The sequence below is a fragment of the Atribacter laminatus genome, from assembly GCF_015775515.1.
Lineage (GTDB): Bacteria > Atribacterota > Atribacteria > Atribacterales > Atribacteraceae > Atribacter > Atribacter laminatus.
Genome location: NZ_CP065383.1, coordinates 237926 through 250641, shown reverse-complemented (window position 1 = coordinate 250641; position 12716 = coordinate 237926). Strand labels below are relative to the sequence as shown.

At 35.8% G+C, this 12716-nt stretch carries 11 protein-coding genes; 5 read left to right on the top strand and 6 right to left on the bottom strand.

The genetic code is table 11. From position 1 onward, the window contains the following. Positions 1-122: 122 nt before the first annotated feature. The 5 genes from RT761_RS01230 (at position 123) to RT761_RS01210 (ending at position 4883) form a co-directional block, all read left to right on the top strand. A complete protein-coding gene (locus RT761_RS01230) occupies positions 123-1022 on the top strand; it encodes an ATP-binding protein (protein ID WP_218112281.1) in 900 nt (299 codons plus the stop codon). 5 nt (positions 1023-1027) lie between these two features. Then, positions 1028-1753, top strand: coding sequence for an MBL fold metallo-hydrolase (locus RT761_RS01225; protein ID WP_218112280.1), 726 nt, complete (start codon positions 1028-1030; stop codon positions 1751-1753). Positions 1754-1806: 53 nt separating this feature from the next. Beyond that, on the top strand, positions 1807-2760 hold the full coding sequence (locus RT761_RS01220) for a radical SAM protein (RefSeq protein WP_218112279.1): 954 nt from the start codon (positions 1807-1809) through the stop codon (positions 2758-2760). Between the two features lie 36 nt (positions 2761-2796). Continuing rightward, positions 2797-3666 (top strand): sugar phosphate isomerase/epimerase family protein, encoded by an 870-nt coding sequence (locus tag RT761_RS01215; RefSeq protein WP_218112278.1) that lies wholly within the window; start codon positions 2797-2799, stop codon positions 3664-3666. 461 nt (positions 3667-4127) lie between these two features. Continuing rightward, positions 4128-4883, top strand: coding sequence for an Mrp/NBP35 family ATP-binding protein (locus tag RT761_RS01210; protein WP_218112277.1), 756 nt, complete (start codon positions 4128-4130; stop codon positions 4881-4883). Between the two features lie 655 nt (positions 4884-5538). Here RT761_RS01210 and RT761_RS01205 read toward each other — a convergent pair. From RT761_RS01205 to RT761_RS01180, 6 genes are all read right to left on the bottom strand, one after another. Further along, positions 5539-7464, bottom strand: coding sequence for a diguanylate cyclase (locus RT761_RS01205; RefSeq protein ID WP_218112276.1), 1926 nt, complete (start codon positions 7462-7464; stop codon positions 5539-5541). A 441-nt stretch (positions 7465-7905) separates the two neighbouring features. Beyond that, a complete protein-coding gene (locus RT761_RS01200) occupies positions 7906-8310 on the bottom strand; it encodes a type II toxin-antitoxin system VapC family toxin (protein WP_218112275.1) in 405 nt (134 codons plus the stop codon). Beyond that, on the bottom strand, positions 8307-8567 hold the full coding sequence (locus RT761_RS01195; protein ID WP_218112274.1) for a hypothetical protein: 261 nt from the start codon (positions 8565-8567) through the stop codon (positions 8307-8309). The genes RT761_RS01200 and RT761_RS01195 overlap by 4 nt, the downstream gene beginning before the upstream one ends. Before the next feature lie 264 nt (positions 8568-8831). Beyond that, positions 8832-9932 (bottom strand): radical SAM/SPASM domain-containing protein, encoded by a 1101-nt coding sequence (locus RT761_RS01190; protein WP_218112273.1) that lies wholly within the window; start codon positions 9930-9932, stop codon positions 8832-8834. Positions 9933-10535: 603 nt separating this feature from the next. After that, positions 10536-12107 carry an autotransporter outer membrane beta-barrel domain-containing protein gene (locus RT761_RS01185; protein ID WP_218112272.1) on the bottom strand — a complete coding sequence of 524 codons (1572 nt, stop codon included), beginning with the start codon at positions 12105-12107 and terminating at the stop codon, positions 10536-10538. A gap of 30 nt (positions 12108-12137) precedes the next feature. Beyond that, positions 12138-12674, bottom strand: coding sequence for a hypothetical protein (locus RT761_RS01180; RefSeq protein ID WP_218112271.1), 537 nt, complete (start codon positions 12672-12674; stop codon positions 12138-12140). Positions 12675-12716: the final 42 nt, after the last annotated feature.

The following is a 12716-nucleotide window of genomic DNA, read 5'->3' as shown; positions in this document are numbered from 1 at the left end:
AAAAAGAAAATGGGAGAAGGTTGGTATGAGAGTGATTATTTGTACTATTTACTACTCACAATTTACTTCTCACTATATTTATTGGATAGAAACAAATTTGAGTACCCAGAGGAGTTTTAATTATGAAACAAATTGCGATATTGAGTGGGAAGGGTGGCACCGGTAAGACATCAGTAACCGCCTCATTAGCATCATTGGCAAAAAAGAGAGCGGTTCTCGTCGATGCCGATGTTGATGCTCCTAACTTAGCATTAGTTGCTGATCCTGAACAATTTTTTCATCAATCTTTTGTTTCAAGCAAAAAAGCTCTGGTTCATCCCGATCGATGCCAGCAGTGTTTAGCTTGTTTGGGTCCCTGTCAATTTGATGCCATATCTCTATCTTTAGATTACCCATATGTCGATCCTATTAAGTGTGAAGGATGTGGGCTTTGTGCCTACCTTTGTTTGGTTGAAGCCATTACCATGGAACCTCATACCAGTGGCTATCTATCGGCATCGATAACCCGGTGGAAAAACAACCTTTATCATGGGAGATTGCTACCCGGTGGAGAAAACTCCGGAAAGATGGTTACAGCAATTCGTGAAAAAGCTGAACAATATGCCAAAGAAAAAGGGGTTGAATTTATATTAATCGATGGTGCACCCGGCATTGGATGTCCAGTCATTGCTAGCATCACCGGTTGTGATTTAGCTCTTTTAGTGACCGAACCCACTTTAAGCGGAATTCATGATTTGGGAAGAATATGGGCATTAGCTAAACATTTCCAGATAGAAGCATGGGTAGTGGTGAATAAATCTGATTTAAGCTTAGAAAATACCAATAAAATTAAGAAATTTTGCCAGGATAATAACCTTCCTTTAGTAGCTGAAATCCCCTTTAGTGATGATGTTGTAAAGTCAATGACTATTGGTTTATCTACTTATGAATATAATCCAAATAGTATTTTTTCTCAGCAGATATTGAACATATGGAATCAGTTAGTAAATTTTTTCCAGACAGTCAATTCCCGAACGGAGTGAATAAAATGCAACATCCATTCTTTACTATGACAATTTTATATGACAATCAAACAACCCGAGACGACCTCCTTTCTTCCCACGGCTTTTCTTGCCTAGTTGAAAATCATGAAGGGAGAAGAGTACTTTTTGATACCGGAGAAAGTGGTCCTCTCTTGCTTCAAAACATGAAACAGTTAAATATAGATCCATCAACCATTGAAAAGGTAATTCTTTCTCATGAACATTATGACCATGTTGGTGGAGCGAAGACAATGGTATCTTTTCGAAATGATTTGGAGATTTTAATCCTTCCTTCTTTTACCACAGCTTTTCGAGAAAATTTTCCTGCTCCGAGGTTATTATTAAAAGAGGTAACCAAAGGAATGGAGATTCTTCCCGGGCTTTTTTCTACTGGTGAAATCAAAGGTATTATTCCTGAGCAAGGGTTAGCTGCTCGAGGTAGGGAGAAGGCTCTTTTTATCGGAGGATGTTGTCATCCGGGATTGGAAAAAATGATATCAACTGCAATAGATGTTACAGGTCAAACCATTGGTGCGGCTTTGGGCGGATTTCATCTTTGCCATAGCGATGATGATGAGATACAATCAATTTTTCAAAACTTGAAAAAAATGGGAGTAGAAAAGATTGCTCCTTGTCATTGTACTGGTTTTGCTGGTATTGACCTTGCTCATGAGATCTATGGAACCAATTGTATTCATGCGGGAGTTGGGACTATAGTTGAATGGTTTTAAAATTTTAATGTGAGTTGTTTTTATTCTAAAAATAAAAGAAAGAGCAAACCAATATGATAGTTTTTGGACCAGTTCCATCACGACGGTTAGGAAGAAGCCTGGGCATAAACAATATCCCTTTTAAACACTGTCCTTATAACTGTGTATATTGCCAATTAGGAGAAACACGGTATCAGCATTTAAAAGCTGCTGACTATTATTCGCCAAATCAAATATTTCAATCAGTTCAGGAGAAGCTGCAAAGATTATTGGAAAAAAATGAAAAAATTGATTATCTGACTTTTGTTGCCGATGGCGAACCAACCTTAGATAAAAATCTTGGTGAAACCATCGATTTGCTTCGAGACCTCAAGATAAAAATTGCCGTGATCACCAATGGCACTTTGCTGAGAAATGAACGAATACGAAATTCTTTATCGAACTGTGACTTAGTTTCTCTTAAAATTGACAGTGGATCCCCGGCTGTTTGGAAACAGGTTAACCAACCTGTTGATGAGTTAAATTGGGAGGAATTTATCTTTGGTTTGAAAGCTTTTGCTAAAAATTTTACCGGTCAGATTATTACTGAATCGATGTTAGTGAAGGGATTGAATGATTCAGAGGAGAATATAGAATTAATTGCTCAGTTCATTGGTGAACTTAGGGTAACAACCGCATTTATTTCAGCTCCCATTCGACCGCCGGTTAAAAACTGGGTTACCCTTCCGGAAGAAAAGGTTTTTTTAAATGCTTATCAAATCTATACCCGGAATGATAAAATTCCAAAAGTCGAGCTTCTCATCAATTATGAGGGGAATGATTTTACTATAGGGGAAAAAGTCGAAGAAGATTTTTTGGCTATTATTTCAGTACATCCCATGCGTGAAGATGCCGTTCGTGATTTTTTAAGAAAAGCACATTTAAACTGGGAGTTTATTGATGATCTTTTAGCGAATGAAAAAATAAAGCGCTTGAGTTACCAAAGTTATCAATATTTTATGCGTAAGAACGTGAATAGAGAAGAATGAGGTGACACTTTTTAATTTTTTAAAGGAGATAGCATAATGAAAAAAGCCATTATTACTGATCAGATCGATATGGATTTTGATAAAGCGGTATTTCAGGCATATAAGTGGGGTTTTCAATATCTTGAAATCCACTCACTATGGGGAAAAACCATAGAAGACCTCACTCATGATGAAGTAGACCGAATGGCACAGACTATAAATAAATATCACCTTCGGGTTTCTTGCTTATCCAGCACTTTATTTTTGATGTGTCCTCTTTACCATGATGTGTCAAGTCTCGAAAAATTTAGCGACAGCTTTCTTACCTATGATAATACCTTTGAAAATCATCTCAATAAATTAGAATGGTGTATAGATATTGGAAAAAGAATTAGTGCCGATTGCATTCGCATCTTTCCTTTCCGAATCGAAAAGGAAGGAGTACCTTCCCGAGCGATGGAGCTTATATCTGACATTGCAGATAAGCTCTCCAAACCGGTGCAAATTGCGGAAAACAATCAAATACCGTTGGTTATAGAAAATTGTCCCTTCTCTTATTTGCCTCGCGGTACTATGACTTTTCATTTAACCAGCGTTATGAAAAACAATTACTTGAGATTACTTTGGGATGTGGGGAATAGTTATCGTTCCATGGAGTTTGATTGGGTAAAAGAATACTCCGATGCTCCTTTAGTCGACGAATATGAAATTATTAAGTCCCATCTTTTTAGTTTGCATATCAAGGATTTCGAACATAAAAATGGCATGTATAATCTTTCAGTTTTAGGGAACGGAGATATTCCTTATCAAGAAATATTTCAACATATGAAAAATGATCAATACTCAAAATATGTTTCTTTGGAGCCAGAGCTTGATCGGGATGGGGTCATGCAAAGCATTGATTTTTTAAAAAAATTTACCGGATAGACTCTCATGCTGCCTAGCAGCACCAGATGAAGATGAAAACGAGTTGCCCCCTCACCCTGACCCTCTCCCACGAAGGGGCGAGGGAAAAACTAGTTCCCCCTTTAGCAAAGGGGGTAAGGGGGATTTGAGTTTTTACTGCTCCGTCATTGCGAGGAACGAAGTGACGTGGCAATCTCATTTAGCCGTTCTTTCATTCTGAGGAGTCCAGTGTTTTTTACCGGACATTATAAGAATCTTATTCATTCCGATTCCACAATTCCATAATTTCTCAATCCTACAAATAATAAAGATGACTCAAGAGATTGCCACGACCTCAAAAAACGAGGTCTCGCAATGACGGATTGGGTTGATGAGACCTCACGCGGGAAAGCACCACTCGGGATAATGGTATTTTTAGTGTTAGTGTATTTTCAGGATAGAATTTTTAATTTTTAAAACTAAAAAATGAGGAGACCTAAACTATGGAACTGAATCCAAATATTAATCGAACGATAGCCGTTATGAGCGGTAAGGGAGGAGTCGGGAAAAGCTCAGTTTCGGCGTTGTTAACAGTAGAAATGGCCCGAAGAGGGCTTAAGGTTGGAATCATGGATGCCGATATAACCGGACCTAGTGTTCCAACTATGTTTGGGATCGTTAATATACGGCCAACTATAAATGAAGCCGGAATATTTCCAGTAGAAACTGAAAAATATAAAATACAAGTTATCTCTATCAACCTTCTGCTGGAGAGACCAGATCAACCAGTGATTTGGCGTGGCCCACTCTTAAGCAAAGCCATCCAGGACTTTTGGAATGAGGTTCTTTGGTCTGATTTGGATTTTCTTATCCTTGATATGCCCCCGGGAACTGGTGATGTTCCACTCACTGTTCTGCAGAGTATGCCGTTGGATGGAGCTGTGATTGTTTCTTCGCCTCAAGATTTAGCTTTTATGATTGTAAAAAAAGCCATTCATATGGTTCAACAACTCCAAAAGCCGGTGTTAGGATTGGTGGAAAATATGAGTTTCATTCAATGTCCAAAATGTCAGGAAATTATTTATCCTTTTGGACAACCCAAAGGCAAGGATATCAGCACTCAGCTGCAGATTCCATTTTTGGGTGAACTTCCAATTGATCCCGTTCTTTCAGAGTATTGCGACGCTGGAAAGATTGAAGAATATGAAAATCCAAAGATTAAAAATATCGTTGACATGTTAATGGTTGGTTTTTCCTAAGGAAAATATTAAATAAAAAGGAGTTAAACTTTAAGGAGGGGTTTCCTCCTGGACTGTTGAACAGCAGAATAGACTTTCATGCTGCTTTCGAAGCACCAATTGATGATGAAAATACTTACCCAGGAATCGTTTCCCCCTTTAGCAAAGGGGGTTAGGGGGATTTGAATTTATTCCTGCTCGGTCATTGCGAAGAGCACAGCGACGTGGCAATCTCATTGAGAAAATTTTTTTAAAAAATAATTAAAGGATGAGATCCTCACGGATTCGCAAAGCGAATCCTCAGGATGACGGATTAAAGAATTCATTTGATGGTATTTTCAGGATAGACCTTCATGCTGCTTTCGCAGCACCAGATGAGGATGAAAATACCTATCTAAATCCGTCATTGCGAGGAGCGTCTTGTGCGACGTGGCAATCTCTACCATCCACTTAGTCATTCTGAGGAGTCCGGTGTTTTTGCCGGACGACGTAAGAATCTCATCATTTAAAGTATTTATGAAGAAAAAACTTAAAAGATGAGATCCTCACGCCCTCAAAAAGCGAGGGCTCAGGATGACCGATTAAAGGCACACCCCCCTTTATCCCCCCTCAATGGGGGAATTTATAAGATGGTATTTTCAGGATAGACATCCCATTCAGCTTTTCAGCACAAAATTCATTCAGAAACCTCAATACGGTTTTTCCCTAATTTTTTTGCTTTATAAAGAGCTTGATCTGCCCGGGAAATAATCGAATCAAAATTGGTGTCTTCAGAATTAACCTCAGTAAGACCCATACTGACTTTGGTGGTTATACTTTGATCGGAGTTAAGTTGTATTTCGGTATTTTCTAAAGCATTCTGGATTCTTTTGGCGGTTTTTAAGCCTTCTTTAACCGTAGTTTCTATGAATAATATTCCAAATTCTTCTCCACCCAATCTTCCCAATGTGTCAACATTGCGGATTTCTTTTCCGATGGTTTTAACGAAGGATTGTAAAACCTGGTCTCCAGAGAGATGGCCATATTGATCGTTGATAGATTTAAAGTTATCGATGTCCATCATTAAAAACGTAAAGGTTTTTCCGTAACGATGAAACCGGATTAATTCGTTTTCACAAGCTTTAATAAAAAAGAGGCGGTTATAAATACCGGTTAATCCGTCAATTGAAGCAAGATATTGCAATTCTTCCTCGGCTTTTTTCCGATCGGTGATATTTTCGAAGACTGCAACAAAATAATTTTTTGAAGGGCTGTAAACCGATATGTCCAACCAAATATTCAAAGGTTTAAAGAAAACCTCAAAACTTTCTGATTCTCCACTTAGAGCGACTCGACTATAAGTATCTAATAATTCAGGATTCATATCCAAGATTCCTGGAATTACTTCACTAACCGGTTTACCTGCAACGTTTTGAAGACCGGTTAAGCGTTCAAATGCTTTATTTACTTCGAGATAGATAAAATCAACTGGTTGATTCTGTTTGCCATATACCATTTCACAATAAGCATATCCATCAATCATATTTTCAAAGAGAGAATGGTAACGTTCTTCGCTTTTTTTCAAAGCTTCTAAAGCATTTTTTCGAATGGTAATATCACGAGTAACACTCAAAATGTGGGGGATACTATGAAGGATCATAGTTTTGGCTGATACGATACCAAATATTTGAGTACCATCTTTTTTCAAAAACTCAGACTCAAAATTATTGCAAAAACCATTTTTCAAGACCTCATCAATTAATTTTCGACGATCAGCTAGGTTTTTCCAGATGTTAAGTTTATGAATTGATTTTCCTATAATTTCCTCGCGATTATAATCGGTAAGATTAGTGAAGCCGTTGTTTACACTAACTATTTTTCCATTATCGATACGGGAAATAATTGCCGCATCAGGACTGGTATTAAAAATAAGTTCAAAATGTTCTTTGGCTTCTTTCATATCAATGTTTAACCGCTGGTTTACCATTATGATAAAACCAAAAGTGAAGAGATTACCAATGATGATATAAGAAAGGAAGGTTAATGATTGGGTAAGGGTTGGAGCAAAAAAATCAGAAACTGGTGAAATAGTTATAACGGCAAAGGTTCGAAAGAGAAGAAAACATCCTTGTATAAAGAAAATTGTCATAACGAAAAGCTGTGAAGTTTTTAAGGATTTATCCAGGTTTTTTAATAGACGAAAAGAAATAGAAAACATGAGTAAAGCAGAAAAAGATGAAAAAATAACCGTTCGCGCTGTTATGTCATCTTGGATATAAAGAAAAAAGGTAAAAAGAAAAATATAAGAAACCAAAATAAAGATGATAATTTTTTTATTTTCTTTTAAATTCAAGAAACGAAGTAAACCAATATATAAAAAAACGATTCCTAATATAAGAGTTAAATTATGAAAAAAAATTGAGATTTGACTGATTTGACTGATTTGACTGATATCGCGAAGGGGAGCGAATAGGAATCCTAAAGCGAACATTAAAAATCCTATTAGCCACCAACCAATCCCTCGGTAGGTTTTTACCAGAATATATTGAAGGGTTAAAGCAATGACTTGAATAACCGCAGTGATGCTATTTACTAAAGAGAGAGTTCGGATATCAATCTCCATGTATATCCCCAGTTTATTGTTTGGTTTGTACCCGTAAAGTTTATTTATTAAGCCAAGGATTTTTTACATTTCATTCCTAATATACATAATGATTATATACTATAAGATTTTAAACTCTCAATTTTTTAATGAGAAATCCTCCTTTTGCTCTGATGGAAAATCTAATTTGTAAATCCATGGACTTGATAAATCAATTCTCTACAAAAGAATTTAAATATCGCATTGGCGAAAATTTATTGTACCCGGTTTTTAATTTAATGTAGCGGCATGCCATGGCATGTCGAGTCTTGGTTTCTCATCATCTGGTGCCACAAAAATAGCATGAACATCTATCCTGTGAATACAGTTGCAAATAAATTCCCTATTTATCAACCTCTCCCTTTGGCTATAGGGAGAATGAAAGGGATTCTATTTTTTCCAACTAATTGGCAATAAGTTATATTAAATTAATAATTCTGGTGAATTGATCACTAATAAACCGTCAATTTCTGAAAAATGACGATCATAAGTAAATATTGGAAGACCATTTTGGAAAGCTGTTGCCGCTATCCACAAATCATTGGTAGGGATAGGTTTCCCTTTTTCTTTGAGTTGGTGGTAAATCATAGAATAATAATATGTGGTATTTTCATCAATGAATAAAATTCTCACTCGTGTAGATGCAATAAAATCATTCAACTCTTTACAATTCTGTTTTTCATACTTTCCCAGACGAAACCCAGATAAAAGCTCGCCAATGACAATCACACTCAATCCGATAAGCTCAGCTTTCTGAAGAATTGCAACTGTAGTTTCCTCACCGTATTTAAAAGAAGCGTAGGCATTTGTATCAATGAGAATATTCATTCCCAAAGCTCTTTTTCAATTTTTTCAAAATCTTTTATTGATGAAAGAAATTCATTGACTTCTTTTTTATCCCAGGTACCAGCTAAAGGATCAAGGTCATGATAAATAGTCTTATTTGTTTTCTTGTCTGTTAATCCGGCACCATCGAGAACATATTCTAAAAGAAGAGCATTGAGACTAATTTTTCTCCTTTTTGCCTCTTTTTTTAATTGTAAATGAATTTTTGGGTCAATTCCTCTAAGAATGATATTACTCAATGATATCACCTCTTGAATTTAATGATATCATTTCATTGATGATATGTCTATCCTAAAAAAACAATCAAATGAATTCTTTAATCGGTCATCCTGAGGCTTCGTTTTTTGAAGCCGTGAGGATCTCATCTGACGCCGCCGACGTCATCCTGAGGCTTCGTTTTTTGAAGCCGTGAGGATCTCATCTTTTATATTTCTTTGGTTTTTAAAAATACTTTAAAGGATGGGATTCTCACGTCATCCGGTAAAAGACACCAGACGGATCATCTACCAGCAGGAATTCTGGTACGCACCAACTTCTTTTGCTAATTTTGCTAACTCTTCAGTATGAACCGAAAGAGCACAAGGAGATCCTTCAGTTTCCAAAAGATGGCGATCTTGTCTGATTCGGGTAAATAATGGGCTCATCAAACCTTCTCGCAAATTAGAGTTTTTTAAATTATGGGTAGCCAGTTGGGATACCGGGCAGGGTGTAAGGTCGCCATTCGGTGTAACGTGAGCAAAGCCACGACCGGCCGAGAGACAGCCTCCAAAAAGCACTTCATCTCCGGGAGAATGGACCAAAAAAATCTGACGATGATCACGAGTCCATTCAATATAACGATGAAGGCGTTCTCGTTCTTCGACAGTTATTTGTAGCTGACAGTCGAGCTGGCTTGATGGTATGTATTCAAGGAAAAATCCTAGATGGATGCCCATCTTCATAAACTCGGTAAGAGTTTCTGACTTTATCCAATAGTCATAATTATTTTTGGTGATCGTTACCGAAATCCCACAGGGAATTCCCCGTTGAATGACATGGGTTAAAGTTTGCATGGCATGTTGATGAACACTTGTACCTCGCCGATTATTGGTGTGATGTTCGTCTCCTTCTATACTGACAAAAACCGCTAAATTGGCAGTACGTGACATGTGATTGAGGTCTTTCTCCGAACAAAGAGTTCCGTTGGTAAATAAAACAAAAAGATTGTTAGGAAAAAGCTGTGGGAGCTCAATTAAATTAGGGAAAAGGAAAGGCTCCCCTCCGGCTAAAACAAATCCGAAAATCCCCAAGTCATTGGCTTCTTTTATAATTTTTTTCCAGCTATCAAATGAGATTGATGGAGAAGACGTTTCTCGAGGATGGGCATAACATCCTGCACACTTCAAATTACACCGTTTGGTGAGGCTAAGGATTAAAAAAAGGGGGACAGTAACTCCTTTGTGGAGTTCATTCTGGCGGAGCTTTTTGCATTGTTGAAAATGAAAGAAAAGTCGAGGAAAAGCTGTTAAATAACGAGGATGTTTGAATAGGTGAGCAGCAATAGTGGCTCCATATTGGACAAAAGGGCTGATCGATTGCCTTAGAGCAAGATGGGTTTTTTTCAAATTATCAAGAAAGCTCCTTTATTATAAAACTGGATGAGTCAATTCTTTTAAAAAGGTATTTTACGCTTAATTGGAAATTCTTGTCAAACTCATCGATGGAGAAAATATAATCCTTAGGATAAATCCTCATACCACCAACTAATAAAAGGGCTAGTATCGAGAGGATTGAAAAAGCTTAATTTTTATTATTGCCGAGGAAGTTACAGATGCAGGGGATCACTTTGTGAGAGTTATTTATCTCGATACAGAAGGTCATTTGCTCTAATGCAGAGAACCACCGTTTTTGTCCTTTAAGAATTTAAAAATAAAGAAGCCCGACTTATTGGTTTTTTTGCAACTGGAAAAACTAATGCATTAAGTGATGTGGGCATAAACCTGATTACAGAAAAAGTGACTTCGAAAAACTCAACCCTATTAGGAAAAATTTGCTATTTATTTTCTCGCTATTTAGATATCTATCGCTTTCGATATATAGGTGATGGAAAGGAAGGAAATGGGCCGATATAGGAAAATTTTGGAAGAAAGAAATGTAATTTTACTTAATAAGCAAAAGAAAATTATTTATGGAAATTAGTAAAATAAAAATGGAAAAGGATTTTTTTATTAAAACAAGCTATTTATATCTTCAGTCCAAGATTCTAATGTTAAAACTTCAGTGGTATTTTGGGTTGGGGGAAGATTTTGGTTTAGTTTGGGGTTAAAAACAATTTTTGCGTTATTTCCAATACTAGGAATGGATTTTGCGAAAACACCACCATGAATATTTGCCTGATTATTAATGACCAAATTGCCATTGGGAACTAATATTGCACCAGTGGTCGCTGAATTATTAGTGAGTTGAGAATCTGTTGTACTCCCCAACGCAATAAGTGATATTGAAGTTGGAATTGAATTGTTTTTAATTATAAAGTAATCATCGGTAACAAGAGAACCCGTTCCATTAATAACTGCGTTATTTTCAATTTGTATGTATCCAGTAATAAAAATTAGTGCATCTTTTTCAATGTTTAAAATTGCATTATTTTCAAGTATTAGGTTACCGTCAATAAAGGTATTTGTTGAAATAGATTCTGCCTGATCAGTAGTCAGATTAAAATCACCATTAATTATATTTCCTTCACTTTGTGCTTGTTTTATCCATAAATCTCTTATTTCGTCAGTTATAATTGGTAGATTTTCATCTGGAATTGGGTAATCTGCCGGATAATTTGGTTCCGCTGGTAATATTTGAATTGAATTATAATTTGAGTTTTTACTATTGAAGCTACTTTCTCCATTATTTGTGTAAACGTTATGGACTGATGAGTTAACTAAATTAACTGAATTCCCTTTTTTGTCGACACCGTAACCGACTGTATCACCTGCAACTGTTGCATTATTATTAACATCCACATAACTGGTTGAAGATACCACCTTCCCATCAACTTGTGCATTATTATTTAATTGAACACGACCACTTGCGACTACATCACCATTTACTATGGTATTATTGTCAATAATCACTTCTCCTCCTCTTGCGTAAATTGAACCCGGTATAGTGCCAGCAATATTCGTTATATTTGCATTACTATAAACATTTGCTGGACTGGTAACTCCAGAATCTAATTCAATATATACCTTGCCAGAGTTTAAACTATTGCTCGTAGCAATTGCATTTTTAAGCCCAATATTATAAAAAGTTACTAAATCAACTTTAATCCTACAATTTATTTCCTTAATGGAGATAATATCATTTTTTGAATTTATTATTGTTCCTTCTGATGTAATCTTAATTTTTACTTCTTGGGGAACACCATTAGCAAAAATTATAGAATCAGGATCGACTTTACCCTCTACAGAATAAGTTCCAGTTTTGTTGTTTTCGAAGTTTAATGGGAAAGGTTTTTCAATTAGTGATATCCAGGGTGGTGATGGAGCTGGAGTTGTTGGATTGCTTGGATTATAGAAAATATTGAAGGATTTTAAAACTTTATTGATTAAAAAAGGATTTGATATTACCTCTTCAATTCCTGCTTCGGCAACATAATGAGCTTGGGTTTTGTTCGATGTACTATGAACTTTTTTATTGCCTGAAATTACCAGAGTGGAACCAACACCTATTAAGACAGTAATAATAGCAATAAGGGATATTACTGTTATTAAAATTGAACCTTTATTTTCTTTAAAAATATTCATAACTCACCTCGAGTTTTTTATTTGGAGCATTCATTCATCAACTGATGGTGGGTTTCTTCTAACAACTAAAGTTGAGTAATTATCATGAGGTGTGGATAATGTTATAGTAATTTTTGAATAATAGTTATAATAAACATCCTTTGAATTATCATAAAATGTTGATTTTTGGTAATTTATGCTCGAATTAGTCATTCCACTAATTATTTTAAGATTGTTTTTTTCAATACTATCAGATAAGAAATTGTAAGTATTAGATACGTAATTATTAAGCCCTAATTCATTTTCTATGTATATTTCATTAGAATTATTGAATTTGATATAATTTGCGGTTCGAATATCTCTTGAAATTGAACTTAAAAAAACGTTTATGCTATCTGACAGCACTTGATCAGTTATTTGTGACCTGCTTTTTTTGTTCATAAAACCAAAAAATTGATATAAAGTAGTCATAAGCATTACCGTAATGACTATAACTATAACCACTTCAAGAAGCATAAACCCATCTTCATGGGCTCTTTCTTTTTTATTAATTTCTTTTTTTTGTGTAAAAAGATTATTCATCAACAATAATACTCAAGAGCCTCCCTCAATCAAATCATTGGTAGAAAA

Excerpts from the sequence above, each read along its gene's own strand:
- RT761_RS01230 (WP_218112281.1), top strand. The coding sequence starts at position 123 with ATGAAACAAATTGCGATATTGAGTGGGAAGGGTGGCACCGGTAAGACA.
- RT761_RS01225 (WP_218112280.1), top strand. The coding sequence starts at position 1,028 with ATGCAACATCCATTCTTTACTATGACAATTTTATATGACAATCAAACA.
- RT761_RS01220 (WP_218112279.1), top strand. The coding sequence starts at position 1,807 with ATGATAGTTTTTGGACCAGTTCCATCACGACGGTTAGGAAGAAGCCTG.
- RT761_RS01215 (WP_218112278.1), top strand. The coding sequence starts at position 2,797 with ATGAAAAAAGCCATTATTACTGATCAGATCGATATGGATTTTGATAAA.
- RT761_RS01210 (WP_218112277.1), top strand. The coding sequence starts at position 4,128 with ATGGAACTGAATCCAAATATTAATCGAACGATAGCCGTTATGAGCGGT.
- RT761_RS01205 (WP_218112276.1), bottom strand. The coding sequence starts at position 7,464 with ATGGAGATTGATATCCGAACTCTCTCTTTAGTAAATAGCATCACTGCG.
- RT761_RS01200 (WP_218112275.1), bottom strand. The coding sequence starts at position 8,310 with ATGAATATTCTCATTGATACAAATGCCTACGCTTCTTTTAAATACGGT.
- RT761_RS01185 (WP_218112272.1), bottom strand. The coding sequence starts at position 12,107 with ATGAATATTTTTAAAGAAAATAAAGGTTCAATTTTAATAACAGTAATA.